This window comes from Vogesella urethralis, from assembly GCF_007644045.2.
GTDB lineage: Bacteria > Pseudomonadota > Gammaproteobacteria > Burkholderiales > Chromobacteriaceae > Vogesella > Vogesella urethralis.
Window position 1 is genome coordinate 82,440 of sequence record NZ_VMDW02000099.1, and the last position, 26,897, is coordinate 109,336.

General features: G+C 66.1%; 32 protein-coding genes. 7 read left to right on the forward strand and 25 right to left on the reverse strand.

The window, feature by feature from the left end; all coding sequences use genetic code 11:
• Positions 1-58: 58 nt before the first annotated feature.
• From FLQ03_RS13020 to FLQ03_RS13030, 3 genes are all read right to left on the reverse strand, one after another.
• The gene (locus tag FLQ03_RS13020) at positions 59-508 is read right to left on the reverse strand and encodes a DUF3291 domain-containing protein (RefSeq protein ID WP_144370607.1); all 450 of its coding nucleotides are present in this window, start codon (positions 506-508) and stop codon (positions 59-61) included.
• Positions 509-588: 80 nt separating this feature from the next.
• A complete protein-coding gene (locus FLQ03_RS13025; RefSeq protein WP_144370608.1) occupies positions 589-930 on the reverse strand; it encodes an FKBP-type peptidyl-prolyl cis-trans isomerase in 342 nt (113 codons plus the stop codon).
• A 52-nt stretch (positions 931-982) separates the two neighbouring features.
• On the reverse strand, positions 983-1,381 hold the full coding sequence (locus FLQ03_RS13030) for a hypothetical protein (protein WP_206210975.1): 399 nt from the start codon (positions 1,379-1,381) through the stop codon (positions 983-985).
• Between the two features lie 144 nt (positions 1,382-1,525).
• Here FLQ03_RS13030 and FLQ03_RS13035 point away from each other — a divergent pair, with 144 nt between their 5' ends.
• Positions 1,526-2,530 (forward strand): cytochrome-c peroxidase, encoded by a 1,005-nt coding sequence (locus FLQ03_RS13035; RefSeq protein ID WP_144370609.1) that lies wholly within the window; start codon positions 1,526-1,528, stop codon positions 2,528-2,530.
• A gap of 44 nt (positions 2,531-2,574) precedes the next feature.
• The gene (locus tag FLQ03_RS13040) at positions 2,575-2,982 is read left to right on the forward strand and encodes a Fur family transcriptional regulator (protein WP_144370610.1); all 408 of its coding nucleotides are present in this window, start codon (positions 2,575-2,577) and stop codon (positions 2,980-2,982) included.
• A 60-nt stretch (positions 2,983-3,042) separates the two neighbouring features.
• On the opposite strand, the gene FLQ03_RS13045 is transcribed toward FLQ03_RS13040, so the two are convergent.
• From FLQ03_RS13045 to FLQ03_RS13070, 7 genes are all read right to left on the reverse strand, one after another.
• A complete protein-coding gene (locus FLQ03_RS13045; protein ID WP_144370611.1) occupies positions 3,043-3,411 on the reverse strand; it encodes a nuclear transport factor 2 family protein in 369 nt (122 codons plus the stop codon).
• A 40-nt stretch (positions 3,412-3,451) separates the two neighbouring features.
• The gene (locus FLQ03_RS13050; protein ID WP_144370612.1) at positions 3,452-3,961 is read right to left on the reverse strand and encodes a cupin domain-containing protein; all 510 of its coding nucleotides are present in this window, start codon (positions 3,959-3,961) and stop codon (positions 3,452-3,454) included.
• A 9-nt stretch (positions 3,962-3,970) separates the two neighbouring features.
• A complete protein-coding gene (locus FLQ03_RS13055; protein ID WP_144370613.1) occupies positions 3,971-4,300 on the reverse strand; it encodes a DHCW motif cupin fold protein in 330 nt (109 codons plus the stop codon).
• The gene (locus FLQ03_RS13060) at positions 4,291-4,707 is read right to left on the reverse strand and encodes a VOC family protein (protein WP_144370614.1); all 417 of its coding nucleotides are present in this window, start codon (positions 4,705-4,707) and stop codon (positions 4,291-4,293) included. The genes FLQ03_RS13055 and FLQ03_RS13060 overlap by 10 nt, the downstream gene beginning before the upstream one ends.
• Positions 4,708-4,787: 80 nt before the next feature.
• Positions 4,788-4,952, reverse strand: a complete 165-nt coding sequence (locus FLQ03_RS19140; protein ID WP_170252414.1) for a hypothetical protein — start codon at positions 4,950-4,952, stop codon at positions 4,788-4,790.
• On the reverse strand, positions 4,952-5,965 hold the full coding sequence (locus tag FLQ03_RS13065) for a hypothetical protein (protein WP_144370615.1): 1,014 nt from the start codon (positions 5,963-5,965) through the stop codon (positions 4,952-4,954). The genes FLQ03_RS19140 and FLQ03_RS13065 overlap by 1 nt, the downstream gene beginning before the upstream one ends.
• Before the next feature lie 63 nt (positions 5,966-6,028).
• Entirely contained in the window at positions 6,029-6,661 is a 633-nt protein-coding gene (locus tag FLQ03_RS13070; protein ID WP_144370616.1) for a LysE family transporter, read from the reverse strand.
• Positions 6,662-6,840: 179 nt separating this feature from the next.
• On the opposite strand from FLQ03_RS13070, the gene FLQ03_RS13075 reads away from it, so the two are divergent.
• On the forward strand, positions 6,841-7,368 hold the full coding sequence (locus FLQ03_RS13075; protein ID WP_206210976.1) for a glycine zipper family protein: 528 nt from the start codon (positions 6,841-6,843) through the stop codon (positions 7,366-7,368).
• Positions 7,369-7,446: 78 nt separating this feature from the next.
• Here FLQ03_RS13075 and FLQ03_RS13080 read toward each other — a convergent pair whose 3' ends face one another.
• Positions 7,447-8,244 carry a helix-turn-helix transcriptional regulator gene (locus FLQ03_RS13080; protein ID WP_144370617.1) on the reverse strand — a complete coding sequence of 266 codons (798 nt, stop codon included), beginning with the start codon at positions 8,242-8,244 and terminating at the stop codon, positions 7,447-7,449.
• A gap of 68 nt (positions 8,245-8,312) precedes the next feature.
• Entirely contained in the window at positions 8,313-9,563 is a 1,251-nt protein-coding gene (gene kynU, locus FLQ03_RS13085; RefSeq protein WP_144370618.1) for a kynureninase, read from the reverse strand.
• A gap of 154 nt (positions 9,564-9,717) precedes the next feature.
• Between kynU and FLQ03_RS13090 the strand changes: the two genes are divergently transcribed.
• Entirely contained in the window at positions 9,718-10,182 is a 465-nt protein-coding gene (locus FLQ03_RS13090; RefSeq protein WP_144370619.1) for an Lrp/AsnC family transcriptional regulator, read from the forward strand.
• Between the two features lie 9 nt (positions 10,183-10,191).
• On the opposite strand, the gene FLQ03_RS13095 is transcribed toward FLQ03_RS13090, so the two are convergent.
• The 4 genes from FLQ03_RS13095 to FLQ03_RS13110 all read right to left on the reverse strand — a co-directional run bounded on the left by FLQ03_RS13095 (position 10,192) and on the right by FLQ03_RS13110 (position 13,854).
• Positions 10,192-11,298: a helix-turn-helix transcriptional regulator gene (locus FLQ03_RS13095; RefSeq protein ID WP_144370620.1), complete on the reverse strand. Its 1,107-nt coding sequence runs from the start codon at positions 11,296-11,298 to the stop codon at positions 10,192-10,194.
• A 186-nt stretch (positions 11,299-11,484) separates the two neighbouring features.
• Positions 11,485-12,567, reverse strand: coding sequence for a helix-turn-helix transcriptional regulator (locus tag FLQ03_RS13100; RefSeq protein ID WP_144370621.1), 1,083 nt, complete (start codon positions 12,565-12,567; stop codon positions 11,485-11,487).
• 144 nt (positions 12,568-12,711) lie between these two features.
• A complete protein-coding gene (locus FLQ03_RS13105) occupies positions 12,712-12,981 on the reverse strand; it encodes a hypothetical protein (protein ID WP_144370622.1) in 270 nt (89 codons plus the stop codon).
• Positions 12,982-13,098: 117 nt separating this feature from the next.
• On the reverse strand, positions 13,099-13,854 hold the full coding sequence (locus FLQ03_RS13110) for a sulfite exporter TauE/SafE family protein (protein WP_144370623.1): 756 nt from the start codon (positions 13,852-13,854) through the stop codon (positions 13,099-13,101).
• 98 nt (positions 13,855-13,952) lie between these two features.
• Between FLQ03_RS13110 and FLQ03_RS13115 the strand changes: the two genes are divergently transcribed.
• Positions 13,953-14,852, forward strand: coding sequence for a LysR family transcriptional regulator (locus FLQ03_RS13115; RefSeq protein WP_144370624.1), 900 nt, complete (start codon positions 13,953-13,955; stop codon positions 14,850-14,852).
• 81 nt (positions 14,853-14,933) lie between these two features.
• Here FLQ03_RS13115 and FLQ03_RS13120 read toward each other — a convergent pair whose 3' ends face one another.
• Positions 14,934-15,716: an alpha/beta fold hydrolase gene (locus FLQ03_RS13120; RefSeq protein ID WP_144370625.1), complete on the reverse strand. Its 783-nt coding sequence runs from the start codon at positions 15,714-15,716 to the stop codon at positions 14,934-14,936.
• Positions 15,717-16,070: 354 nt separating this feature from the next.
• Between FLQ03_RS13120 and FLQ03_RS13125 the strand changes: the two genes are divergently transcribed.
• Complete coding sequence (locus tag FLQ03_RS13125; RefSeq protein ID WP_144370626.1) at positions 16,071-16,853, forward strand: hypothetical protein; 783 nt, start codon at positions 16,071-16,073, stop codon at positions 16,851-16,853.
• Between the two features lie 351 nt (positions 16,854-17,204).
• Here the strand turns inward: FLQ03_RS13125 and FLQ03_RS13130 are convergent, their stop codons facing one another.
• The 4 genes from FLQ03_RS13130 to FLQ03_RS13145 all read right to left on the reverse strand — a co-directional run bounded on the left by FLQ03_RS13130 (position 17,205) and on the right by FLQ03_RS13145 (position 21,206).
• Positions 17,205-17,576: a DUF4019 domain-containing protein gene (locus FLQ03_RS13130; RefSeq protein ID WP_170252415.1), complete on the reverse strand. Its 372-nt coding sequence runs from the start codon at positions 17,574-17,576 to the stop codon at positions 17,205-17,207.
• 112 nt (positions 17,577-17,688) lie between these two features.
• Positions 17,689-18,657 (reverse strand): hypothetical protein, encoded by a 969-nt coding sequence (locus FLQ03_RS13135; protein WP_144370628.1) that lies wholly within the window; start codon positions 18,655-18,657, stop codon positions 17,689-17,691.
• A 253-nt stretch (positions 18,658-18,910) separates the two neighbouring features.
• Positions 18,911-20,899, reverse strand: a complete 1,989-nt coding sequence (locus FLQ03_RS13140) for a peptidase U32 family protein (RefSeq protein WP_144370629.1) — start codon at positions 20,897-20,899, stop codon at positions 18,911-18,913.
• A 73-nt stretch (positions 20,900-20,972) separates the two neighbouring features.
• A complete protein-coding gene (locus FLQ03_RS13145) occupies positions 20,973-21,206 on the reverse strand; it encodes a DUF2789 domain-containing protein (RefSeq protein WP_144370630.1) in 234 nt (77 codons plus the stop codon).
• 138 nt (positions 21,207-21,344) lie between these two features.
• Between FLQ03_RS13145 and FLQ03_RS13150 the strand changes: the two genes are divergently transcribed.
• Entirely contained in the window at positions 21,345-21,686 is a 342-nt protein-coding gene (locus FLQ03_RS13150; RefSeq protein ID WP_144370631.1) for a hypothetical protein, read from the forward strand.
• 77 nt (positions 21,687-21,763) lie between these two features.
• On the opposite strand, the gene FLQ03_RS13155 is transcribed toward FLQ03_RS13150, so the two are convergent.
• The 4 genes from FLQ03_RS13155 to FLQ03_RS13170 form a co-directional block, all read right to left on the reverse strand.
• Entirely contained in the window at positions 21,764-24,853 is a 3,090-nt protein-coding gene (locus tag FLQ03_RS13155) for a DNA translocase FtsK (protein WP_144370632.1), read from the reverse strand.
• Between the two features lie 17 nt (positions 24,854-24,870).
• On the reverse strand, positions 24,871-25,056 hold the full coding sequence (locus FLQ03_RS13160; RefSeq protein WP_144370633.1) for a Lar family restriction alleviation protein: 186 nt from the start codon (positions 25,054-25,056) through the stop codon (positions 24,871-24,873).
• 90 nt (positions 25,057-25,146) lie between these two features.
• On the reverse strand, positions 25,147-26,253 hold the full coding sequence (locus tag FLQ03_RS13165; protein WP_144370634.1) for a TonB family protein: 1,107 nt from the start codon (positions 26,251-26,253) through the stop codon (positions 25,147-25,149).
• A complete protein-coding gene (locus FLQ03_RS13170; RefSeq protein ID WP_144370635.1) occupies positions 26,244-26,837 on the reverse strand; it encodes a biliverdin-producing heme oxygenase in 594 nt (197 codons plus the stop codon). The genes FLQ03_RS13165 and FLQ03_RS13170 overlap by 10 nt, the downstream gene beginning before the upstream one ends.
• Between the last annotated feature and the right edge of the window lie 60 nt (positions 26,838-26,897).

Below are 26,897 nucleotides of genomic sequence, written 5' to 3' on the forward strand. Positions count from 1 at the left end.
GCGTCTTCCTGCACTATCGATACGGCATCATGGCATGCGCAGCTGCCTGCGGCCAACCTTAGCCAGCGGGCGCGTCGAAACGGCGGGCAAAGGTAAACGCGGCCGGGCCGGGGCCGTGTTGTGCCAGCTGCGCCAGGCGGTCGGCGGCTTCTACCAGCGTGGGGCGATGGCCGTACGGCACCCACCACAGCACCTGGCCGGGGGTGTCCATGCGGGCAAACCACTCGCGGCGGCGGCGGAAGAAGTCCACGTGTTCGCTGCGGTAGGCAAAGTCGGCCAGGGTGTCGATGTCTTGCCATACCGACATGTTGACGATGACGTCGTCGCCAAACGGGCGGAAGGCGGTGGCGTCGCCAGCCTCGTCTTGCAGCCGCCATACAAAGCCGGGCGACGCCTCGCCCAGCGCGTTAATGCGCTCGAGGTTGGCCGTAAAATCGTGCAGTTGCGGCGAGTCGAGCGGCGCCAGCAAGGTGGCGATATTGAGTTGGGCGAGCTGGTAAGCGGACATGGCGGCCTTTCGGTGGCGAATGCCAGACAGATGGCTGCAGTGGCCCGGGTTTCAAGCCCGCCCCGTTTTTTATGGCAAGGTCAGTCGTCGCGCGTCAGCACGCTCAGTAGCTCGATCTCGAACAGCAGGTTGCTGTTAGGCGGGATCCTGTCGCCCACCTGGCGTTCGCCGTACGCCAGTGCTGCCGGTACCCACAGCTTGCGTTTGCCGCCCACGCGCATGCCGGCCAGGCCGAGGATCCAGCCCTGGATCACGCGCTTGTTGCTGAGAATGCACTCGAACGGCTGGCCCTTGCGGTGCGAGCTGTCGAACTCGGTGCCGTCTTCCAGCCAGCCGGTGTAGTGCGCGGTGATCAGCGCGCCGCGCTCGGCAGCCTTGCCCTCGCCCACGAGGATGTCTTCGATGGTTACGCTGTCGCTCATGGCAGCCTCCCGCTAAGTAAAGGCGGCATTTTAGGCGCAGTTGGCCGCGTTTTCACCTGCCGCCGCCGCGCTCGCCGCGCGCCTCGCGTTCGAACGGGTTGTCCAGATAGGGGCGCTTGCCACGCAGCCACAGCCACAGGCTGGCCGCCGGGTAGGCCAGCAGCATCATCCCGCCCCAGCGCTCGTACTGCCGTACGTGGACATGTTCGTGCTGCCGCCACTGCGCCAGCACAGCGGGGCTGACGCCCAGCACCACGTGGCCCAGCGTGATGGCACAAAACGGCAGCCGGGCCAGGTGGCGCCACGGCGGTGCCGCGACCTCCAGCACCCCGGCGCAGCGTTGTGCACGGCCACCGGCCAGCCATAAGGGCAATGCCAGCAGCAGGCCGACGGCGCTGGCAGGCGCGGCCCACAGGTAGCGCCACAGTGTGCTGGTGAGCAATTTTGCCATTTGAGTTACCACCACTTCGTTCATTGACCCCGATCAAACCAGCGATTTACTGCCGCTTTAGACTGGCTTCAGTTTTTAGACATTGTCTAAACAGGAAGCCCCACCCTTCCGCCTTTTTCCGTCCTGCATTGAAGGAGTGTCAACATGAAAAAGCTCGTACTGGCCATTGGTGCCTGTTTTGCCCTGGGTGGGGGTGTCGCCCTGGTTCAGGCTGCGTCGCCTGCCAACGAACCGATCCAGCCGATCAGGCCGGCCAAAGTAAGCAACCCGGCCATGGTGGAACTGGGCAAGAAACTGTACTTCGACGTGCGCCTGTCGCGCTCCGGGTTCATTTCCTGTAATTCCTGCCATAACCTGTCGATGGGCGGTACCGACAACTTGAAAACCTCCATCGGCCATAACTGGCAAAAAGGCCCGATCAACTCGCCAACAGTACTGAACGCCAGCCTCAACCTGGCGCAGTTCTGGGATGGCCGTGCCAAAGACCTGAAAGAGCAGGCGGGTGGCCCCATTGCCAACCCCGGCGAGATGGCGTTTACCCACGAACTGGCGGTGGATGTGCTGGCTTCGATTCCGCAATACGTTACCGAGTTCAAGCAGGTATTTGGCGATGGCAAGGTCAATATCGACCGCGTGACGCAGTCGATTGCCGCCTTCGAAGCGACGCTGGTCACGCCCGATTCGCGTTTTGACCAGTGGCTGAAGGGCAATAAAAAAGCACTCAGTGTTCAGGAACTGCGCGGCTATCAGACCTTCAAGACTGCCGGTTGCGTGGCCTGCCACAATGGCCCGGCCGTGGGCGGCAACTCGTTCCAGAAGATGGGCCTGGTAAAACCTTACCTCACGGCCAATACCGCCGAAGGCCGCGTGGCAGTAACCGGCAAGGACGCTGATCGCATGAACTTCAAGGTGCCGACGCTGCGCAACGTGGCGCTGACCTATCCGTACTTCCACGACGGCGAGGCGGCTACGCTGCACCAGGCAGTCGATACCATGGGCAAGCTGCAGCTGGGCCGCGAGTTCAGCAAGCAGGAGCTGGACGACGTGGTGGCCTTCCTGCATACGCTGACCGGCAAACAACCCGACTTCAAGCTGCCTATCCTGCCGCCGTCCAGCGACAAGACCCCGGCGCCGAAACCGTTCAACTAACCCTTTGACGCGGCAGGCCGGGTGCAAGCCCGGCCTGATACACCATGACCCTGCATCACGACATTGCCCGCAAGCTGGCCGACGCCGGTATTCCGCTGACCAGCCAGCGCTTGCTGATTGCCTGCGAGCTGTTTGCGCAGCATTGCCACCTGAGCGCCGACGAGCTGCTGTTGCGCGTTGGCAGCCTGACGCCGGACATCTCGCGCGCCACGGTGTACAACACGCTGAAGCTGTTCAGCCAGAAAGGCCTGGTACAGGAGCTGGTGGTGGAAAACGGCAAGCGCGTGTACGACTCCAACACCGCACCGCACCCGCACTGCTACAACGCCGATACCGGCGAGCTGACCGACGTGCACCAGCAGCTGCAACTGGCCGGCCCCCTGCCGGAGCTGCCGCCTGGTACTGCGCTGGAGCGGGTGGACATCATCGTGCGGGTGCGCAACGTGGCTTGAGTGCGCGCTGCGTATGCAACACAAAACCGCCCTTTCCGGGCGGTTTTTTCATGCGGCGCTTTAGTAGCGTTCCACCGCTACCAGCCGTGGCGGCGGGCTGTAGTCTTCCGGCCACCAGTCGTCGATGCGCCAGATCAGGCCGTCTTTCAGCGTGAAAAAAGCGATGCCGGTCTGCGTGTGCGGTTCCACGTGGAACGCGGTGGTGGTGACGGCGCTGTCGCCGTCGGCGATCAGCCGGGTGATGGTGACCGTCCAGTCGCCCGGGTAGGTGGCGTAAAAGGCCACCAAGGCGTCGATGCCGCGAATCAGCTCGCGGGTTTGCGGCACGCGGTATTCGATGCCGGGGTGCAGCGTGGCGGCAAACGCCTGCCAGTCGCGGGCATTGGCCAGCGCCCAGTGGCGGGTGATCAGGTCGTGGGTGTGACGCATCGGTGCTCCGTGAAAGCTTGGCCGCAGCGGGCGGCGTGGTTCAGCTGGCGGTGTCGTCGCTGCCGGCCTGGCCTTCCCAGTAGGCCATGGTGGCCTTGCTGTCGAAGCCCTGCCCCAGGCTGCGCACGCCAACGCGGCCGCTTTCCGGGTACACCACCACCTCGTGCGGGTTGCGCTCGCCGATGATCAGGTAGCGGCACGGGGCATCGCTGTGGTTGTACAGCGCGTGGCCTACCTGCTGGCCGGCCGGAAAGCACACGTAGTCGCCGCTTTGCATGCGGTAGCGTTGTTCGCCCAGCAGCAGGGTGAGTTCGCCGTCCAGGATCAGCAGGTGTTCTTCTTCCTGCATGTGGTAGTGCAGCGGGCAGGCTTGTTTGCCTGGTGCCAGTTCTTCGCGGCAGACACCCACGTGCTGCGCGCCGCCAAAGCTGCCCAGCTGTTGATAACGCACGCCGAAGCGGCTGCCCTGTTGATAACTTTCCCAGGGTACGCTGTCGGCGGCAAACGGCTCACAGGCGCCGTCGGTATTGCGTGGGGTGCGGGCGTCCATGTGCTGCTCCTAATCGACAATAAACAGCGTGGCGCCCACCGGGGTGGACGAGCGGTGCGGCTCGGCGTGGTCGGCCACCTGGTAGCTGCTGCCCGGCGTCAGCACAAAGCGGCGGCCGTCGGCCAGCTCGGTATGCAGCTCGCCGCTGAGGCACAGCAGGATGTGGCCCTTGTGGCACCAGTGGTCGGCCAGATAGCCGGGGCTGTATTCCACCATGCGCACGCGGATGGCGCCGAACTGGCAGGTACGCCACCAAGCGGTGCCGCTGTCGCCGGGGTGTTCGGTGCGCGGGATGGCGGCCCAGTCGGTGGTGCCAAACGGAATGTCGTTTAGTTGCATGTGGGCTCCTGGCTGGCTTGTGCGGCGTGGTTTTCGCGCAGGTGGAAGATGTTGCCTTCCGGGTCGTGGCCGTTGCACACGGTAAAGCCCGGCCCCTGGTAGCGTTCGCGGTACAGCGCACCGCCCTGGGCGGCGATCAGCTGGGCGGCGTCGGCCAGGCTGGGCACGGTAAAGAACAGCTTGATCGCTTGTTCGCTACGCGGCTGTGGCGGGGTATCGATGTGCACGTTGGCCGCAAGGTGCGGCGGTATGGCGTGCACGATCAGCTGGAAATCGGCGTTGGCCAGCACCTGGTGTTCGGCGTCGCCGTGCAGCAGCTGCATGCCGAGTAGCTGCTGGTAGAAGGCGGCCAACCTGGTGAGGTGGCGGGCGTAAATCAAGGCGCCAGCGCGGGCGGGACCGGTCATGGCAAGCTCCTGTCATGGGCAAGACGCTACCTTACGCCTGCGCGCCGGCTTTGTCGCGGCGAGTGTCCTGCCGGTCAGGTTCAGGCCGCCACGCTGCCGGCGGTGGGCAGCGGCAGCCGGTAACCCAGCGGCGCGTCGAGGTCGAACAGCCACACCGCCAGCATCAACAGCAGCAGCACGATCAGCATTTGCAGCGGCCAGCGCGTGGCCGGGTCGCGCCACAGGCGTCGCCATAGCTTGCGCATCACGGCACCGGCTTCAACGCTGGCAGGCCGGCCAGCCAGCGGGCGGGCAAGCGCGGCAGCAAGGCGCTGCGGCAGCGTTGCCAGAAGGCGGACAAGGTGAGCAGGCCGCCGCCGATCAGCAAGCCGGCTACGGCAAAGCCGGCGCCTTCCAGCCCGGCGGTCTGCAGCAGCTGGCTGAAGGCGTACAGCACGTAGGCCAGCGCCGACACCATCAGCGCGCGGCGGTCGATGGCCAGCGACAGCACGGCAAACAGCGCGTACAGCGCCAGCACGACGACCAGTGCCGGCAAGCTGGCACTGCCTTGCAGGATGCCCAGCATGTCGAAGAACGGGTGCACCAGCAGCGGTGCGGCCAACAGGTGCAGCCAGAACGCCACGTCCGACTGCCGCTGCTGGCGCGCCGGGTCCTGGCGGTCCCAGTGCATGGCCAGCACGAAGCAGACGCTGCCACCGGCCAGCAGCAAGGCGTTAGTGTAGGCGTCCAGCGCCGGCCACAGCGCCAGCAACAAGGCGATGACCATGCCCAGCGCGGCGGCGGCGCCGGCGGCCACCGTCAGCGGCACCCGGAAGCGGCGCCAGTGCAGCCAGGCCGCCACGCCGGCGGCACTGCTGGCGGCCAGCAGTACCAGCTCGTCCTGGCGCGATTGTTCGCCCAATGCGATCAGCGTGGCGACGGCGCAGGCACCGACAAAGGCGGCCAGCAGCGCGATGGCCGGCAGCGCCATGCGCCGTTGCCGCACGAAAAACTCGGCCAGCCCCCAGGCGCTGGCGGCCACGCCGACCGCGCCCAGCAGTGGCGCCACGCTCCCGGCCAGCCACGCCACCGAGCCCAGCAGCAGGACGCAGGCGATCACCACAAAGATATCGTTGAAGCCGGACAACAGCCGGAAGTGTTCCTCGTCGGCCAGCAGCGTGTGCTGGCGCTGCGCCACCAGCGTGCGAAACGCTTGCGCGGTGTCGGCATCGAAAATGCCGGCATCGACGGCGGCGTTGAGGTCATCATCGCTATACATGGCTGCCTCCTGAGGGCATGAGCATGCGGCCATTATTTTCCCGGCATGTCCGGGTGGCAAGTGCTAGGGCAGCACGCCGGCCAGCTCCAGCAGAATGGTCAGGCTTACCAGGCCAAACAGCACGCCGCTGGCCAGGTTCACCAGCCGCTGGCTGCCGGCCAAGCGTGCCTGCACCCGCGGCGACGACAGGCACCACGCCAGCGCGCCGAACCACAGCAGCGACAGCACGAACAGCTCGCCAGCCAGCAGCGTGCGGGCTGCCAGGCCCACCTGCGGCGATACCATGGCGGCCAGCAGGCCGACAAAGTACAGCAGCGCCTTGGGGTTCAGCAGATTGGTGGCCAGCCCCTGGCGGATGCCCTGCCCCACGCTGCCGTGCGCACTGCCGCTTACCAGCTTGGTCGCGTTGGCCGGCAGGCGGGCGGCGCGCAGCGCGCCCAGCGCCAGCCAGCCCAGGTACAGCGCGCCCAGCAGCTTCAGCAGCGCAAACAGGCCCGGTGCGGCGGCCAGCAACACGCTGATACCGGTCAGGCTGAGCAGGCTGTGCAGCAGGATGGCCAGCGCAATGCCCAGCGCCGCACCCAGCGCCAGCGGCCGGTGGTGGCTGCTGCGCAGTACCAGCGCAAAATCGGGGCCGGGGCTGGCCAGCATCACCACGTGCAGCAGGCCCAGGGTAAGAAACAGTTCGGTCGGCATGGCAAGGCTCCGTATCGATAGACAAGGCGGCCAGTGTGGCGTGCCGGCAGGCGGCGTGGCTTGTAAACGATTGCAGGCGGCGCATGTACGGTTTTGTGGCAACAGGGTTACCAGCCGGACATGGTGTGGATAAATGCGGCTGCCACACTGGCTATCGTCAGCTGTTGCCGGAACACGTCATGAAGGCCGTCTCTCCCCTGCTTTGCCTGCTGCTTGCCGCCTGCGCCACGCCGCTGCCGCCGCCCGCCGTCACCGGGCCGACGGTGAGCGTGATGCCGGGCAAGAAAACCACCTTCGAACAGTTTTTGCTGGACGACCAGCGCTGCCGACGTCACGCGGCCAGCCTGGATACGGGGAATAGTGCAGACGAAGTGGCGGCCAACAGCGTGCTCGCCGGTGTCGCCACCGGGGCAGCAGCTGGCGCCCTGCTGGGCGGTAACAGCCACGCCGCCGCCCAGGGTGCCGGCATCGGCTTGCTGGCGGGGGTATTGGGCGGCCAGCAGTCGGCGCAGGCCACGCAGGCGCAGCGCCAGTACCGCTACAACCTGGCGTACCAGCAGTGCATGGTGGCCAAGGGCCACAGCGCCGAAACCGCGTCCAGTGCCGCCTGGCGCAGCGGCCAGCCACCGGCCTGGCATACCGAACGCGAACCGGCCTGGGTGCTGGTGCCGGCCTGGCCCGGCGGCCCAGGCCACCCGCCGCACTGATCGCGGCGCTGCCATAAAACCACCCCCTGACGGCACGCTGGCAGGGGGTGTTGCTTTGCTATGCCACGGGCGACCCGTTCAGCGCAGCATCTGCTGGCGGAACTGCGCCGGTGTCAGCCCGTAGGCCTGACGAAAACCGTGGTGGAAATGGCTCTGGTCGAAAAAGCCCACCGCCAGTGCCACGTCGCTGATGCCCTGCCCGTCCGCCAGCAGCTTCTTGCCCTGCTCCAATCGCAAGCGTTTCAGCCAGGCGTACGGCGTGATGCCGGTGCGCTGCTTGAACTGGCGCAGGAAGGCAAAACGCGTCAGCCCCACCACCTGCCCCAGGTCTTCCAGCGTGTGGCGCGCGTCCAGCGTGGCCATCAGGTAGTCGCGTAGCAGGCGCAGCTGCGGGTCGCCCAGCGCGTGGCTGTGCCCCGGCAAGGCGAACAGCGTGGCCAGCAGCCGCAGCGTTTCTTCTTCCACTTGCAGCGGGTCGCTGTGCGGCTGTTCCAGCCAGGCGTGCAGGCGGGCAAAGCCGGCGTACAGGTCGGGCCGCGCCAGCAAGGGGGTGGCAAAGAAACGGCCGTCGGCCTGCGGCAACAGTGCGGCCAACTGTGCCGGCGGCAGCGAGAACACGCGCACTTCGTAACCTTCCGGCAGCAGGCTCAGACCGTCGTGCACTTCGTCCGGATTCACCGTGGACAGCGTGCCGGCCACCAGCGCGTGGCTGCTGCCCTTGTGGATGAAGCGCTGGCCGCCGTACTGCACCAGGCCGATGTGGTAGTCCAGGTGCACGTGGCGGCCGTAGCTGAAGTCCAGGTGGCGCGCACGGCACAGCTCCACGCCGGGTAACAGCGGGGTTTGCCAGTAGCGGATGGTGGAGGCGGCGTTCATGCCTTACTGATAGCGCAAATGGCCGCCGCGCGCTTGTAGATTATTGCGCCCACGCCGCAGGCCGCCGCTCAGGTTACCGCGGCGCGCTGCTGGTACTGCGGCTGGCGCCAGCTTTCGCTGTCCAGGATGTCCTGCAGGATGGCCACCGCGTCCCAGATGTCGGTATGGCTGAGGTAGAGCGGTGTCAGACCGAAGCGCAGCACCGCCGGCTCGCGGTAGTCGCCGATGACGCCGCGCGCGATCAGCGCCTGCATCACCGCGTAACCGTGCGGGTGGCAGAAGCTGACGTGGCTGCCGCGCGCGGTGTGCTCGCGCGGGGTGATCAGCGTCAGCGGGTGGCGGCTGCATTGCTGCGCCACCAGCGTGATGAACAGGTCGCCCAGCGCCAGCGATTTGTTGCGCACCGCCTGCATGTCGGCCTGCAGCGCGATGTCCAGCCCGCACTCCACCATCGCCAGCGCACTGATCGCTTGCGTGCCGCACAAAAAGCGGCGGATACCGCTGGCCGCCTGGTACGCCGGCTGCATGGCAAACGGCTGCTGGTGGCTCCACCAGCCCGACAGCGGCTGCCAGAAACGGTCCTGGTGGGCGGGCGCTACCCAGATGAAGGCCGGCGCGCCGGGGCCGCCGTTCAGGTATTTGTAGGTGCAGCCGACGGCAAAGTCGGCGCCGCTGTGGTTCAGCGCCACCGGCACCGCGCCGGCCGCGTGCGCCAGGTCCCACAGCGTCAGCGTGCCGTTGGCGCGCGCCTGCGCGTTGACGGCGGCCATGTCGTACATGGCGCCGGTGCGGTAGTTGACGTGCGACAGCAGCAGCACCGCCACGTCGCCGTCCAGTGCGTCGTCCAGCGACAGCTGTTCGTCCACCAGCCGCAGCTGGTAGCCCTGCTGCAGCAGGTCGATCAGGCCTTCGATCATGTACAGGTCGGTGGGAAAGTTGTCGCGTTCGGACACGATCACGCGCCGGGCGGGGCGGTCTTGCTGCTGGATGCGCAACGCGGCGGCCAGCGCCTTGAACAGGTTGAGCGAGGTGGTGTCGGTGATCACGGTTTCGCCGGGGGCGGCGCCGATCAGCTGCCCCAGCTTGTCGCCCAGCCGACTCGGCAAATCGAACCAGCCGGCGTCGTTCCAGCTGCGGATCAGGCCATTGCCCCACTCGTCGGCTACCACTTGCTGGCTGCGGGCCAGCGCGGCGTGCGGCCGGGCGCCCAGCGAATTGCCATCCAGGTAAATCACACCGGGCGGCAGGGCAAAGAGCTGGCGGAAACCGGCCAGCGGGTCCAGGCTGTCTGCGGCCTGGCAGTGTGAGCGGGTCATCATCGGGTATCTCGCTTGCCGGCACCGCCGGCGTGGGTGGGTAACGCTTTCATGCTAGCGGCCGCCAAGGTGCAGAAACTGGCAAAAATGGCGGCTTGTGGCGCCGGTTTTCGCAGGATAGTGTGTAAGTGGCACATTTTTTCGCAGGAAATTCACCATGCAACTGGATAACCTCGACTGGCGCATTCTGGCGGCGCTGCAGGACAACGGCCGTCTCAGCAACCAGGATCTGGCCGAGCGGGTGGCGCTGTCGCCGTCGGCGTGCTTGCGCCGCGTGCGCGCGCTGGAAGACGCCGGGCTGATTGCCGGCTACCACGCCCGGCTGGACGCCGCGCGGCTGGGTTTCGAGGTGAACGCCATCGTGCACGTGACGCTGGACCACAGCCAGCCAGGCTGGCACGAAACCTTCGAGGCCGCGGTGATGGCCTTCGACGAAGTGAGCGCCGCTCACGTGGTGACCGGCAGCTGCAACTACATCCTGCACATCCGTGCGGCCAACCTGGCGGCGTTTTCCGACTTCATGGTGCACCGGCTGAACAAGCTGCCCGGCATGCGCGACATGTGCTCCTACCTGGTGATGAAAACGCTGAAAGACCACGGCAACCGGCTGCCGCTGCGGTAGACGTGCGGTCTACAGCGCCGGAATCATCAGCAAGGAGCGCACCAGGTCTTGCTGGCGGCGCTCGCCGGTCTTGTCCAGTACCTGGCGCAGCTGGCTGCGCACGGTGTTGACCGACACACAGTTGGCCGCCGCGTAGTCATCCAGCGAGCTGCCGCCGGCCAATGCATGCGCCAGCCGCGCTTCGGCCGGGCTGAGGTCGAACAGCTCGCGTAGCTGGCTGGCCGGCGCCACCCGGTGCTGGCGGCTGTCGTTAAGGATCAACAGGTAGCGGGTGCGCTGCGTGAGCAGGGTGTCGTCCGGTAGCCAGCCGACATGGCGGCTGACCGGCAGCAGCAGGCAGTGCAGGCTGCCTTGCGGCAAGGGCTGGCGAAAGCTGGCGGCCCGGCCATGCGATTGGCACTGTTGCAGCAGGGCGTACAAGCGACCGTGGCGTCCCAGGCCGCCAGGTTGCACGTCGGCCGGTAGCAGGGCAAGCAGGGTCTCGGCACGCCGGTTGGCGTAATGCAGGCTGCCGTCTTCGCCCAGACCGGTCACGCCGTATTGCAGGTGGTCCAGCGCTTGCAGGCCGATGGCGGCCTGTTCGCGCAACGACAAGGTGTGGTCACGCAGCTGCAGCATCTGTACGAAATGCGGCAACAGTTGGCGTACGACGGCCATCTTGTCGTGATCGAACGGTTCACGCCCGTGAAAGTGGTGGAACGCCAGGTGACCGTTCTTGCCGGCATCGCGTTGCACGCAACCGCCACTGACGTATCGGCCGCCGTTGGGGATGAGCCAGTCCTGGAAGAACTCGCTACGCGAGACGTAGCCGGAATCAAAGAACTCGGAGCAGCGGAAGCTCTCGCCCACGCTGTGTTGCTGCAGCACGGTTTTGCGCGGGTCCAGTATCGAATAGTGATCACGATAGCTTTGCGCGGCGGGCAGGAAGGCATCGTTGCTGTAAATCTGGAAGAACATATGGCGCTGGTCGTGGCTGTTCACCACCAGGTGGATGAGGTCCACTTGCAGCGCCTGCTCCAGCCGCTGCAGTACAGCGGGCAAGGCTGCAGGCGTGACGATGCTGGCATAAAGCTCGGCAATCAGCGGTGCTAACTGGGCTGGGTCGAGTTTTTTCATGGCAGCGACAGAACGAAGATGGCTGCCAGATTAGGTGAATTCGGTCATTTCATAAACAGTTTCTATACAAAACCGCATATTGTTTATACATATTCAGTTGCAATTATCACACAGAAAACCATAAATTATGTCAATTGGTTGGCGTGCACTGCGGTACCGTGATCCGTGGTAGGCCGCGCGGGGGGGTTACAGCGCCGGGATCATCAACAGGGAGCGCACCAGGTCTTGCTGGCGGCGCTCGCCGGTCTTGTCCAGCACCTGGCGCAGCTGGCTGCGCACGGTGTTGACCGACACGCAGTTGGCCGCCGCGTAGTCATCCAGCGAGCTGCCGCCGGCCAGCGCATGCGCCAGCCGCGCTTCGGCCGGGCTGAGGTCGAACAGCTCGCGCAGCTGGCTGGCCGGCGCCACCCGGTGCTGGCGGCTGTCGTTGAGAATCAGCAGGTAGCGGGTGCGGCTGCTTTCCCATTCATGGGCGGGTAGCCATAGCACACTACGGCTGACCGGCAGCAGCAGGCAGTGGATGGCGCCCTGGGGCAGTGGCTGGCGGTAGCTGACGGCGTGCCCCAGCAAGCGGCTTTGCAGCAGCAGCCGGTATAGCTGCCCGTGCGATGCCAGCCCGCCGGGGTGGACATTGCTGCCCAGTTGCGCCAGCAGCTGTTCGGCGCGGCGGTTGGCGTAGTGCAGTTCGCCGCCGTCGCCCAGGCCGGCCACGCCGTATTGCAGGTGATCCAGTGCGCCCAGACCGATGGCGGCCTGTTCGCGCAGTGTCTGTGTTTGTTCGCGCAACTGCAGCAGCTGCACGAAGTGCGGCAGCAACAGGCGGATGATCGCCATCTTGTCGTGATCGAACGGTTTGCGGCCCAGAAAGTGGTGGAACGCCAGATGGGCATTTTGTTGCCGGTTGCGCAGCACGCAGCCGCCACCCACGTAACGGCCGCCGTTTGGCAGCAGCCATTCCTGGAAGAAGGCACTGCGCGAGACAAAGGTGTCGTCGAAGTAGTCGGCGCAGCAGTAGCTCTCACCTACCGGCTTGCCTTTCAGCAGCACTTTGCGCGGGTCCAGTGTGGAGTAATGCTCGCGGTAGCTGTGTGCCGCCGGCAGGAAGGCATCGTTGGTATACACCTGGAACAGCGTCTGGCGCTGGTCGTGGCTGTTGACCATCAGATGGATGAGGTCGACATCCAGCAGCCGTTCCAGTCGGCGCAAGGCCGGTGGCAGCGCCGCGGTACTGGCAATGCTGGCGTACAGTTCGCCGATTAACGGGGACAAATGTTCAGATGAAAGTAGCGACATGATTATGCAAGACGGGATTCTTCTGCAGCATAGTGCAGTTGTTTTGCATTTGTAATGAAGGGTATCGCTTTTTCTATAATGTAGATGCCAGCGTGCAACACGGCGGGCCGTTACGGGTACTCAGCTGATGAACAGCGGCGTGCCGCACAGGCTGCAGTAATGCAGCTGTCGGCCGCAGCCGTGGCCGCGGCTGAGCAGGCGTGAGCAGTGGCAATGGTGGCAGTACACCAACCCGCCGCGCACGGTGCCCGGGTAGCGCCAGGCGTAGCTGCTCAGATCGGGCAGCGCCTGGTGCCGGCGCTGGCACAGGGTACGCACCGTACAGACCACCACCACCAGCAACAGCAGGCCGGGGATGGCAAACAGTATCAGCAGCGAGGCCACGCTCATGTGGCTGCCCCGCTAGCCGGTAGCGCAATCGGCATGACAAACCTTCCATAAGGATAGAAGGCGTCATGCTAGATAGCTGCTAGCGGCGTGGCATCATCCATTTTGATGATTTTGTCGTCAGCCCAGCCACCACGTCATCGCCGCCGTCAGCCACAGCATCAGTGCAAACAGGCGGCGCAGCAGCAGCGCGGGCAGACGGTAGGCCAGCGCCACGCCGGGCGATACCGTCAGCACGCCGCCGGCCGCCAGGCAGGCGCCCAGGCGCCAGTCCACTTCGCCGGCGCGGCTGTAGCTGGCCAGCGCTACCAGCGCGGCCGGTACCACCAGCGCCAGCGCCAGGCCTTGTGCTTCGGTCTGGCCCTTGCCGAAGCCGCGCACCAGGATGGGCGCCGCCACGATGCCCGACCCTACCCCGAAAAAGCCGCCGCAAGCGCCGCCGATCAGCCCCACACCGGGCAGGTAGCGCGCCGGCCACGGTTGGCCGCGTGCCGGGCTGCCCTGCCCCGCCGCCCGCCAGAAGTACGCCCCCAGCAGCAGCATGAAGCCGGCAAACACCTGCCGCAGCAGTGCTTTGTCCAGCCCCAGCGCCAGGTGTGCCGCCAGCCAGGTGGCCACCACCGACAGCGCGCCGATGCGTACCGCCAGCAGTAGAGGAAACGGGCTGCGCTGCCGGTAGCGCCAGAAGCCCAGCAGCACGTTGGGCACCATCATCACCAGCGCCGTGCCCTGCGCCAGCGTCTGGTCCATGCCGTACAGGCTACCCAGCAGCGGAATGGCCAGAATGCCGCCGCCAATGCCCAGCAAGCCACCGAGGCCGCCGAGTGCGGCGCCCAGTGTGGTGGCACCCAGCGCAGAAAGAAGGTCGAGTTGCATGGCGAGGCCCGTGGTGATCAGCAAGGCTGGCAGTGTATAACTGCTATCGAAAGCTATAATTTCGCCTGCCACAAGCCATTATTGATCTGGAGGCACGAATGGACCCGGTTGCCGACCTCGCCTTTTTTTGCCGCCTGATGCAGTGCGGCAGCCTTGCCGCCACCGCCCAGCAGCTGGGTATTACCCCGCCTGCAGTCAGCCGCCGCCTGGCCGCGCTGGAGCGCCGCTTGGGCGTGCGCTTGCTGAACCGCACCACGCGCAGCCTGGCGCTGACGCCGGAGGGCGAGCGCTACCTGGCGCGCGGCCAACCGTTACTGGCCGAGCTGGCGGAGCTGGAAGGCGAGCTGATGGCCGCCAGCGGCGCGCCGCAAGGCCTGCTGCGCGTCAACGCCACGCTGGGTTTTGGCCGCCGCCACATTGCGCCGCTGGTGTCGGCCTTTGTGCGCCGTTATCCGCAGGTAGAAGTGCAACTGCACCTGAGCGACCGCATGCCGGCGATGAGCGAGGGCAGTTTCGACGTCAGCATCCGCTTTGGCCCGCCGCCCGATGCCCGCATCTGCGCACGGCGCATTGCGGCCAACCGCCGCATCCTGTGCGCGTCGCCGCTGTACCTGGCGCAGCAGCCGGCCTTGCAAAGCCCGGCTGATTTACGCCAGCAGCAGTGCATTGTGGTGCGCGAAAACGACGACATCTGGGGCAATTGGGTGCTGCACAGCGGCAGCCAGGTGCAGACCGTGAAAGTGGGCGGCGCGCTGTCCAGCAACGACGGCGAAACCGCGGTGAACTGGGCGCTGGCCGGGCACGGCGTGCTGCTGCGTTCGTTGTGGGATGTCACACCCTATCTGCACAGCGGCCGCCTGCAGCGCGTGCTGCCGGACTGGCACGGCGCACCGGCCGATATCTGGGCGCTGTACCCGCAGCGGCAGGGGCTGTCGGCCAAGGTGCGCTGTTTTGTCGATTTTCTGGGCGAGCACTTTGCCGACGGTGCCGGCTGGTAGCGCGCGGGCGTATATCCGTTTTACCCGCCGCAGGCTTGGCCCCTCGTCTGGCAAGGCGGAGTAAAGCGCGGCGACGCGGTATCAGCGGACGTCGTGCTGCTGCAGGAAGCCGCACACACTGTCCAGCACCGCCTGCGGCAGCTCGCGGTGCGGTACGTGGCCGCAGTGGTCCAGCAACAGCAGCTGCGACGGCCCGGCCACCTCGGCCGCGATACGGCGCGGGAAGGCGTGCGAACCGAACTCGTCCTGGTCGCCGTGTATCGCCAGCACCGGGCAGCGCACCCGCGCCAGCCATGGCGACAGCGACCAGTCGTCAAACAGCGGCAGCAGCCAGGTTTCCGTCCACGCGTCCAGCACCCAGCGCGCCCGTTCGCCGTGCCAGCGCGTCAGCCGCGCAAACTGCGCCGCCTCGGCAAAGCCGGCCTTGGCCGCCACAATGCCCTCGCGCGTGCGCGGCTCCACAAACGCCTGCGCCGATTCCGACACCACCGCCACACAGCCTGCCGCCTGCGCCGCGTGCGTCAGCGCCATGCCGCCGCCCACGCTGTGGCCAAACAGCACGTAGCGCGTCAGCCCCAGCGCGGCCAACAGCGCCGGCAGCAGCGTGTTTGCCTCCTGCTCGATGAAATCCGGCTGCGCCGGCGCCAGGCGCGGGCTGGACTGGCCATAACCCAGCCGGTCGTAAGCGATGACGTCGCGCCCGCTGGCCGCCGCCAGCTGCGCGGGGAAATCCCGCCACAGCGCCACGCAGCCCAGCGAGTCGTGCAGCAGCACAATCGGCGCCAGCGTGCTGCCGGCTACCGGCCAGTGGCGGACAAAAACCTGGCCGTCGGCCAGTGCAATCAGGCGATCGATAGGTGTCATGCGGTAGGGGTGTGATGGGGAACGCGACGCGGCATGGTAGCAGCTTGCCGCGCGGCCAAGGTTGGCCGCAGGGGCAGGTGGTGGGTTACCACCCCAGGTGGTGGCGCAGGTAGGCGTCGGTATCGCCGTAAAAGCGCTTCATCACGATGTAGTGCTCGGTGTCCTGATAGGCAACCGGCTGGATGCCGTCGCGTTGCAGTTGCAGCAGGCTGGCGTCGGGGCAGACGTGTTCAGATCATCCCTAGCACGTGATTTGATAAAAATCAAAGTAATTCATACTAATCTATTACAAGTATACAACTCGCATTACAATTAAAACTTATCAATGCAAAATGATTAACGAAAGGAGTTTTTATGAAAAAAAGACAAATCGTAATTGTACTTACACTAATAGTAAGTGGACATGCCAGTGCACTTGAATTAAAAAACTACAGCTTTGGTATAGAAAAATATAATGAAAACTATCTAGACTATGAAAGCGGCGAAAAATTCATGCAGGAAAATAGCATGATGACCAGTATTATTGGAGAAGCCAATCTATATTTTAATGAAGATGCTACAATATGGGTATCAGGTCGTTATGCCAAAGGCAAAAGTGACTATACTGGTGCATACACCAATGGAGTTTATGGCGACCTTAAAGTAAAAGGAATTAATAGAGAGTCTTGGGAAATACAAACTATTTTGAAACATGAATTCAATATAGAATCATTGGGAAGTTTTACCATTGGCCCCGGGCTTGGTTTGCGTCACTTAAAAGACTCTTTAGATCAAGCATCCTCAGGTGGATACACTCGTAAAAATGATCTATCATATGCAATAATTAGTATTAGCAAAGAATTTGACAACAAAGGTATTTTTAAAATCACACCATCTGTCGCATACAAAAAAATAATAAAAGGAAAGCAACATTCTGCAATTGAGGAAGGAGTAGATAATATACAAAAAAACGGCTATGGTTTTGACATAAATTTAGCCATAGAGAAAAAGATCTATCAGCGATCACTCTATGTCACACCATTTTACCGATTTTGGAAAATAAAAAGATCAGATCCAGCAATCTTTCGTTCCAGCACGGTTTTTGAGCCAGAAAATACGACAAAAGAGGTAGGCTTAAAAATTGGAATCCAATTTTAAATAAATTTACCTGAAATCTATTTAAATACACATATTGCGGATTTGTTGGGCTTTGTTGCACCAATCAGGGCTTGCGTCCGTTCTGTAGAATGACTACATGAGCAAGCTCTCCCCTCCCAGGCAAGCAGGGTGGGCAAAGCGCAGCGTGCCCACAACGCCTTCGCTCAGTTTGGTGGGCACGGCTTGTGGCCTTTGCCAACCTTACCCCAGCCGCTTCAGTGGATAGGCGCATGCAACAAGGGCAAGCCATTCGGCTTGCCCTTGTACGTTTGTGATGCGCTCGCATCCTGCCCTGCGGCCAACGTTGGCCGCGTCCCGTGTAACGCCTGATCGTGTGCCGCGCAGCGATGTTCAGCCCTGCTGCCCGTCTGCGGGGCGGACAAAGTAGCCGGCCACTTGCCAGCTGCCGTCGGCTTGCTGTTGCAGGGTCAGGGTTTCCTGCCAGTGCGGGTGTTCATCGTTGCCGCTGAGGCATTGGTAAACCCAGCACGGCGCGGCAGCGGGCGGTTGCCGGTAGTGCTGGCAAGTCAAGAGTTGCCGTGGCTGTCGCGGTGGCAGCGCTTGCAGGGTGGCTTGCAATTCGGCCAGCGTGATGGCGTGTTGCAGGCTGCTGGCGGCGGCGTGCCAGCACCCGGCATGGTGGCCGGCGTCCAGCTGTGCCAGCCACGGCTGCGCGTGTTGTTGCCAGTAGTGATGGGCGCGATCGAAGAAGGTGTCGGGCATGGCGGGCTCAGCGTTGATGTTTGTGCAGGACGTGGCCGCTTGGCCACTGCGCGGCGCCGGCCAGTAGCAGGGCGAGCGCCAGCGTGTCATAGGGTGTCATTGAGCGGGGCGCTTACTGTGCATCGCACAGGCCGCCTTGGCATTGCAGGGTGTTGAAGTCGTATACCGCCGAGTGGCCGGGGTTGCCGCTTGGTGTGGGTACGCCGGCCGGGATGAAGAAGGTGACGGAATGGGCGCCGTACAGGCCGGCGGGGTAGGTAAAGCGGCGCAGTACCACGTAGCCGTCGTGGAATTCGGGCACTTTCAGCCTGCCGGCACGGCTACCGGCGATTGGTGGCACATCGGCAGGCGGCTGTTTGCTGGCCACCGCTTTGGCCCAGGCTTGGGCGTCGGCGGGCCCGGCGCGGCGTAGTTGGCCGCGTTGCAGCGCTTGCGCCAATCCGGCGGCGCCGGCCAGCGGGGCGCTGCGGTCGCGGAACGGTTGTGACTGCTGGCTGTTTTCGCTCAGCAGTACGGTGCCGGCCGGCATCGGTGCGCCGATGCTGATACGGCCTTCCTGTGCCAGGTACACGCGGCTGACGGCGCGGCCGAACAGCTGGCGCGACAGGGGGTTGAGCGGCTTCAGGTTATCGGCATCCACATAGTGCCAGCCGCAGGCGCCGTTATTGTCGTAATAGCTGATCAGGGTGGGGGTACCGGCCGGTAGGCCCACTATGGCCTGGCGGTGGTAGCCGGTGAGCAATACCGCCAGGACGCGGGTGCCGCTGCTGCGGTATAGCCGCCAGACGGTGGGGTCGTAGGCGCCCAGCATCAGCACTACCGGTTGCGCCGGGTTGTGCACCGTGACGTCCATCATGCCGGCGCTGTTGCCGCTCTGGTCGATCTGGTAATCCAGCGCTTTGCCGCTGTAGCCGCCGGCGGCGTATACCACGGCGTTGGCCGGTAGCTGCAGGCCGGGAAAGGCGCACGTTTGTGGCGCACGCGTTGCTGCGGCCTCGGGCGCCGGGGCGGTCACGACGATCTCGCTGGCGAGCACCAGCGCTGGCAGCAGCGCGAACAGACAGGCGAGCGGGTGCTTCATGGCAGGGCTCCGGGTTGGCCGCACGGGCAGGATAGACGCAATGAAAATGGCATTGTGCCAGCAGCATGCCGGGCGGACAAAGCGCAGTGTGCCTATAAGGCCTCGCTCAGTTTGGTGGGCACGGTCTTTACCCGCCCTACCCCAGCCGCAGTGGAGGGTCACATGCAACAAGGGCAAGCCAGCCGGCTTGCCCTTGTACGTTGGTGATGCGCTGACGCCCTGCCCTGCGGCCAACGTTGGCCGCGGGCCCGGTTTAGGATGCCGGGCGCTGCTTGAAGAAGGTGATCGGCGCGGTGGCGGGGATCTCGCTGGGCGGCGGCGACTTCAGCACGTGCTTTTTCATCTTGCCCATCACGTGCATTTCGCACGGGCGGCATTCGAATTTCAGCGTGTAGGTTTCGTCGCCCGATTTCAGCACCATCGGGTCGGCGCGCACCTGGCCCATCACGCCCTTCACGCCTTTGGCCTGCTTGGGGCACAGGTTGTACGAGAAGCGCAGGCAGTGCTTGGTGATCATCAGCGATACTTCGCCTTCTTCCTGATGCGCTTCGTAGGCCGGCTCGATGATTTCCACGCCGTGCTTTTTGTAGAAGTCCCACGCCAGCGCGTTGTAGACGTTGGCCAGGTAGCTGAGGCTGGTTTCCGGGAAGCGCGGCTTGGGCTCGGCCTCGGCCTTGCGCGGCGGGCGTACCCAGGCGGCCAGGCGGGCGGCTTCCAGTTGCGCTACCGCGTCGCGGCGCAGGCCGTTGATGACTGAGGCCGGTACGAACCACGGCTGTGCCAGCTGCAGCGCCACGTCGTGGGCGTAGAACAGGGTATTGCCCAGTTTGGCCACGGCTTCGCGCAGGCTGCTTTCGGCACGGGCGGCGTCCTTGGCCGGCTCCAGCGCGACGTTGGCCGCCGCGGTGGCGCTACAGCCGTCGGCGTCGGTCAGCGTCAGCGTCAGGCCGTCGGCGGTGTCGGCCAGCGTGGCCCATACGCCGATGCGGCGCTCGGCGGATTTCTTCAGCAGCGCCAGCTCCCAGGCGTGGTCGCGGTTGCGGCTGATGTCGGTGCCGGGCTTCAGGCCGGCCAGTAGCGCCGGGTCGTTGGGTACGCAGCGCCACAGCTTGTCGCCGCCCGGCACGTGGCCGATCTGCTTGACGGTGTTGAGCTGCATGCCCACCACGTCGCGCTTTTTCATGAAGTTGATGCCGTCGCCGTTGCTCATCTGCTCGGCGGTGGCGATGTCCACCCAGCCGTCGCCTACCTGGTGCACGGTGCCCAGCTGTACGCCCACGAACTTGGGCGAGTCAAAGGCGCCGATGTCCTGCTTGCGGCCAGTGGCAAAGTAGTCGGTGGCGCCACGGTGGAAGGTTTTGTCCGGGTCGGGCGTGAAGAAGATTTCGCTGCTGCCGCTGGCGGCCGGGGCCAGCTCGGGGCGGCGCTCGAAGATTTCGTCCAGCAGCAGGCGGTAGTGGGCGGTGATGTTCTTCACGTAGCTCACGTCCTTGTAGCGGCCTTCGATCTTCAGCGAGCGCACGCCGGCATCCAGCAGCGCTTCCAGATTGGCGCTCTGGTTGTTGTCTTTCATCGACAGCAGGTGCTTGTCGAAGGCCACCACGCCGCCTTTTTCGTCGGTCAGCGTGTACGGCAGGCGACAGGCCTGCGAGCAGTCGCCACGGTTGGCACTGCGGCCGGTGTCGGCGTGGCTGATGTAGCACTGGCCGGAAAACGCCACGCACAGTGCGCCGTGGATGAAGTATTCGATGGCGGCCGGGTCGGCGCCTTCTGCCACCACTTGCGAGATCTTGGCGATCTGCGGAATGGTCAGCTCGCGCGCCAGCACGATCTGGCTGAAGCCGGCGTCGGACAGGAAGCGGGCTTTTTCCGGGGTGCGGATGTCGCACTGGGTGGACGCGTGCAGCTGGATCGGCGGCAGGTCCATCTGCAGGATGCCCATATCCTGCACGATCAGCGCGTCCACGCCGGCGTCGTACAGTTGCCAGATCAGCGTGCGGGCGGCGTCCAGCTCGGCGTCGTGCAGGATGGTGTTCAGCGTGGTGAAGATGCGCGCATGGTAGCGGTGGGCAAACTGCACCAGCTCGGCGATCTCGGCCACGCTGTTACAGGCGTTGTGCCGCGCACCAAAGCTGGGGCCGCCGATGTACACGGCGTCGGCGCCGTGCAGGATGGCTTCGCGGCCGATGTCGATGTTTTTGGCGGGCGAGAGCAGCTCGACCTGGTGCGGCAACAGACTCATCTGGTACTTCCTGCGGTGGGTGGTGTGGCAAGGGGCGGAAGTATAGCGGAATCAGTCACTTGCGCAAATGCACTCAGGGCTGCTGCAAGCGGGCGGCCAGCGTGTCCACCAGCTCGGCCCAATCGGCGTCGTCGTCCAGCGCCTGTTTGAGGAAGGCGGCCTGGGCGGCGTTCCAGAACGGCGCGTCCTCGATGGCGGTGTCGGCCGACAACGGGTGGCTGGCGATGAAGGCGCGGATGTCGGCAGGGCTGTCCGGCAGGCCCAGCTGGGCAAACAGGGCGCACAGGGTGTGAAGGCTGGTATCCATGGGGCAAGGCTCCGGCAGGTGGGGAGCTTTCAGCATAGACGGGTAGCGGAACTGTCGGCAGCGTGCTTCACTCTACGCAGCACGCAACAGTTGGCCGCACAGTGCACCGGCACCGGCCGCATACTCAAGGAGAAAGGCATGAACAAGCTGACGATCGCCCTGTTGTCCGCCGCCGCGCTGGCGGGGTGCACGGCCGAGCAGACCAGCCAGCTGCAGCAGCAGGCCTCGGCGGCCATTGGTGGCGCGCACAAGGTGGTGCAGGACAGCAGCGCGCCGCTGGGCGAGCTGAAACAGCAGGCCAGCGCGGCGCTGGCCGACACCGCCAAGCTGAAGGAACAAGCCAGCGCCGCACTGGGCGTGGCCAAGCGCTTGGGCGCGGCGGCGGCCATCCTGAACCCGGAGCTGGGCCAGCAGATCGACGAGGCCAAGCAGCAGGTGGACGCGGTGAAACAGGCGGCCGACGCGCTGCAGGGCAAGTAAGCGCTGCCACTCACACGCTACCAAACACAAGGCCCCGCCAGTTGGCGGGGCCTTGTGTTTGCTGATAGCCGTCACGCTCAGTAGTCGCGGTCGGGTACCAGCACGGTGCGGTTGCCGTTGCTTTCCATGGCCGACACGATGCCGGCGGCTTCCATGTCCTCGATCAGCCGCGCGGCGCGGTTGTAGCCGATGCGCAGCTGGCGCTGCACCGACGAAATGGACGCCTTGCGCGTTTTCAGCACGATGGCCACCGCCTCGTCGTACAGCGGGTCGGCCTCGCTGCCGGCGGCCGCGCGGCCCTTGGCGTCGGCCTGGTCGTCGTCGGCCACCGATTCGCCGGTGAGCAGGCCTTCCACGTAGTCCGGCTCGCCCCACTGCTTCAGGTCTTCCACGATGGCGTGCACTTCCTCGTCGGTCACGAACGCGCCGTGCACGCGCTGCGGGTAGCCGGTGCCCGGCGGCAGGAACAGCATGTCGCCCTGCCCCAGCAGGCTTTCGGCGCCCATCTGGTCGAGGATGGTGCGGCTGTCGATCTTGCTCGATACCTGGAACGCGATGCGGGTGGGGATGTTGGCCTTGATCAGGCCGGTAATCACGTCCACCGACGGCCGCTGCGTGGCCAGGATCAAATGGATGCCGGCGGCGCGGGCCTTCTGCGCCAGGCGGGCGATCAGCTCCTCGATCTTCTTGCCGGCCACCATCATCAGGTCGGCAAACTCGTCTACCACTACCACGATGAACGGCAGCGTGGACAGCGGCTCCGGCGTTTCCGGCGTCAGGCTGAACGGGTTGACCAAACGTTGGCCGCGCGCCTCGGCGGCGCGGACCTTGTCTTTGTAACCGGCCAGATTGCGCACGCCCAGGTGGCTCATCAGGCGGTAGCGTTTTTCCATCTCGCCCACACACCAGTTCAGCGCGTTGGCGGCCAGCTTCATGTCGGTCACCACCGGCGCCAGCAGGTGCGGGATGTCGTTGTACACCGACAGCTCCAGCATCTTGGGGTCGATCATGATGAAGCGCACTTCGTCCGGCGTGGCCTTGTACAGCATGGACAGGATCATCGCGTTGACGCCCACCGACTTGCCGGAGCCGGTAGTACCGGCCACCAGCAGGTGCGGGGCCTTGGCCAGATCGGTCACCACCGGCGCGCCGGTGATGTCGTGGCCCAGCGCCAGCGTCAGCTTGGACGCCGACTGCTGGAACACGTCGGCACCGAAGATTTCCGACAGCCGGATCATCTGCCGCTGCGGGTTGGGCAGCTCCAGCCCCATGCAGGTCTTGCCGGGGATGGTTTCCACCACGCGGATGGACGCCAGGCCCAGCGCCCGCGACAGGTCCTTGGCCAGGTTCACCACCTGGCTGCCGCGCACGCCGACGGCGGGTTCCACTTCGTAACGGGTAATCACCGGACCGGCGTAGGCGTCCACCACCGCCACTTTCACCTTGAACTCGGCGCATTTTTCTTCGATCAGAATGCCGCGCTCGATCAGGTAGTCCTCGCTCTGCACCGCCTTGTGCACTTCGGGCGGGCGCAGCAGGTCCAGCGACGGCAGGCAGGCGTCGCCGTACACCACCGGGATGTGCGGGCGCGCCGGCGTGGCCAGCGCCTGGCTGGCTTGCGGCTCGGCGGCGCTGCTGGCCCACGGGGCGGCAGCAGCAGCTGGTGTCGCGGTGGCCGCTGCGGCGGGTTCGTCGATCAGCTGCCACACCAGGCCGGGATTGGCTGCCGCCGGGGCCGCTGTGGGGGACGGCGGCGGCGCGCTGTCGGGTTCGTCGTCCAGCAGGTGCCAGACGATGTCGCCGCGCTGGATGCCGTGTTCAACGGCCGCGGACGGCACAGCGGTACCGCTGGTAGCGGCGGGGGTGGCGGCTGCGGCAGCCGGCGCGGCGGGCGGGTTGGCCGCAACCGTTGCCGTGGTGTCCGCGGTGTGGTCACGCGCAGGGGTGACCGGCTGCTCGGGCGTGGCTACTGTCTGGCGCAGGGTCACGCCCTGCCATACCGGCGCGGCAGCAGGCACCGCCACCGGCTGGCGTAGTTGCTGCCAGCGCGGCGAGGCGGCCAGGCCATGCGGAGCAGCCGGGGCCGGCGCCGGGCTGGTGACCGCAGCCGGGGCCGCGTCGGGTTGCGGCTGGGCGGTAGGCGCCGCCGGTTCGGTAGCGTGCAGTTCGGTGCTGTGCGGTTCCGGCGCGGCGTCCAGCGTGAAATCGTCGTCCAGCACGAAGTCGTCGGTGGCGGGCGCGTGGTGCTCGGGCCAGGCGGCGGCCAACGTGTCGTCGGCGTCGGCGGGGGCCGGCGTGGCCGGCTGCGCAGCGGCAGCCGGTGTCAGCAGCGCCGGTGGCGCACCGGCGGCACGGGCTTCGGCGGCGTGGCTGGCGCCGCGCCAGTCGGCCTGGATGTCGGCGGGCGGGCGCGGGGTAGCGGGCGGCTGTGCCGGGTGGCTGTCGGCGGCGGGCGCAGCCTGGCGTTGGGCCAGCGCGTCGGCTTTGGCCTGGGCAAAGCTGGATTGCGGGCCAAACAGGGCGGCGGCGGCGCGTTCGCGCTCTTGCTGTGCCAGCGGCGACGGCGGTGGCGGCGTCGGGTGGCTGGCCTTTTTCATCACCGGCGTCGGCTGCAGGATGACCGGCGGCAACGGCGGCGGCGGCGGTGCCTGGCGGCCGCTGTGCAGCTGCTGCACGCTGGCGCGTACTTCACGCGGGTCGATCAGCGGCAGGTCGCGTACTTGCGGTGCCGGCTTGCCGTCGTAGGCGGCGATCTTTTCGCGACGGGTCAGGTCTCGGCGCAGGTTGCGCTGCACGTCGTCCAGGCCGATGACCGGCAGCTTGGGCGTGCTGCCCTTGTGGCTGGCGGGCGCAGGCTTGGGCTGGCGCTGGTAGCGTGGCAGCTCGCGCGGCAGCTTGTCGATGATCTCGGCGCGGGCGGCGGGTTTGGGCTCGGCTGCGCGCGGTGCGGGCGGGGCGGGCGGCTTGGCCGGGTTGGCCGCCGCCGGCGGCACCGCAGGGGGCGCCTCGGCCGGGGCACCCAGCGTGCGGCGCGGCGGACGCGGCGTGATGGCCACGGGGGCGGGTTCGGGCTGGTCGGGGGCGGCCGTCTGGCCGTCATCGTGCTCGGGCGCGTCTTCGTGCAGCACGTGCTTGAGCTTGGTCAGCAGTTTGGAAAACTTCTCCATGGCATCACTCTTCCGCGTTAGCGGGTCTTGTTCCAGCCGGCGATGGCGTCTTTCTTGTTGTCGGCTTGCGGGCCGATGGCGCTGCAGGTGCCTTGCCCGGCGTAGCGGGTGCACTGCACCCAGAAGCGGCGCGAGCCGGCTTTGACCACTTCGGCCGGGGCGCCGCATTTGTTGCAGGGTTTCAGGCTGGTGCTATCGCTCATCTCGGTATTCCGCGCAGTTAATCCACGGATGATACCGCAATTGGCAGCCCCCGGCGCCGCGCTGTCGGGCGCCTGCGCTGCCCGGCTGGCTCAGTCCAGGAAGAATTCCACCGGCAGGGTGACGGTGACGCTGTCGGGGCGGTCGGCTGGCAGGCGCGGCAGCGGCGCGGCGCGCTGTACGGTGTCGAGTGCGGCCTGGTCCAGGCTGGTGTGGCCGCTGCTGTCCAATAGCTGCAGCGCCAGGATCTGGCCGTCGCGGCCAACCTTCAGTTGCAGGTAAACGACGCCTTCGTGGCCCTGGGCGCGGGCGCCGGCCGGGTAGCGGCGAAAGCGTTCCAGCCGCGCCAGCACCTGGGCTTCCCAGCTGCGGCTATTGCCACCGCCGGCCTGGCCGGGCGGCAGCGACGGGCTGGGCGGCGCTGCCGCCACGCTGTCGTGACGGGCGGCGGGGGCGGGGGTGGCCTGTGGCGCGGCGCTGGCCGTGGCATCGGCGGTTGCGGGTGCCGGCTTGGCTACGCTGGTAATGGCTTGCTGGCGGGCGGTGGGCTGCGTGGTGTGCAGCAGTGGCGTGGCCTTGGCCTGACGGATGGGGGCCGGCTGTCGGCGGCTGTCGGGGCGTGCTGCGGTGGCGGTGTGCGTGGCCAGCGGCTGCGGCACGCTGGTCAGCGTCATCACCGTGGCCGGGTTGGCCGCCAGCGTCAGTGTGGGCGGCGCGGGCGGGTGCCACAGCAGGCTGGCGATGACGGCCAGATGCGCCAGCACGCTGAGTGCGGCGGCCACACGGCTGGCTGGCCAGCGCGGTTGCCAGCGCGTGTCGCCGGGGCGTGACGGCTGGCAAAGCAGCCAGCCGGCGACGGCCAATTCCAGCACGGCAGCGGCCAGCAACCAGCCCAGGCCGGGCTGGCGGCTGGCCAGCACCACGAAGCCCAGTGCCATGCCGCTGCAGGCCAGCACCTTGCCGCGTACCGGCACCACGCCGTGTTGCTGCCAGCGCTGCAACGGCGGCCCCAGCTGCGGGTGCGCCAGCAGGCGGGCGGCCCATTGCGGCGAGCTGCGGCCAAAGCAGGCCAGCGCCAGCAACAGGAACACGGTGGTGGGCATTAGCGGCAGCACGGCGCCCAGTACGCCCAGCGCCAGCATCAGGCAGCCGGCGGCCTGCCATGCCCAGCGTGCCGGCGCAGCGGGGCTTACGCGCATCCGTACACCTGGTCCAGATGCTGGTTCATCAGCGTGAACGCGGCCTTGGCGCCGGCGCTGACGCGGGCTTCGGCGTCCGGGTCCAGCGTCAGCGCGTCCAGCGCGCGGGTGAAGTCGCGCCAGTGGCGGGCGCGGCCGTCGGGGTGGCCGCCCAGGTGGCGGGCGCCTTTTTCTTCGTTCAGGCCCAGCGCTTGTGCCATTTTCAGCAGGATGGCGGCGCCCAGCTTGCTGCCTTCCACCACGTACAGCCAGCCCATGGCGGTGGCCACGTCCAGCTGGCTGTCGATGGGGGCGCTGCTGGCCGGCGCCGGCAGCGGGCAGCCCAGGTCGTCCAGGTCGGCGGCGATCAGGTGCTGGCGGCGGCGTTCGGCCAGGTCGGCAAACAGCGCGGCCAGGCCCGGGTTGTCGTACAGTGCGTCGGCGTCACGCAGGAACAGGTACTGCGCCTGCAGGAAGCGGCGGTAGTGGGCGTGGCTGCTGAACGGGCGGTAGGCCATGATGCGCTGGTCCAGCGCGTCGTGGGTGGCGTGGGTGGCGGCTTTCAGGCGTTGGGTGCGGCTGAGCGGGGTGTCGGTAACGTGCATGTCTGGCTTTCTGTTGATCAGGGTTGGCCGCACGTGGCGGCCTGGGGTAACGATGGCTGG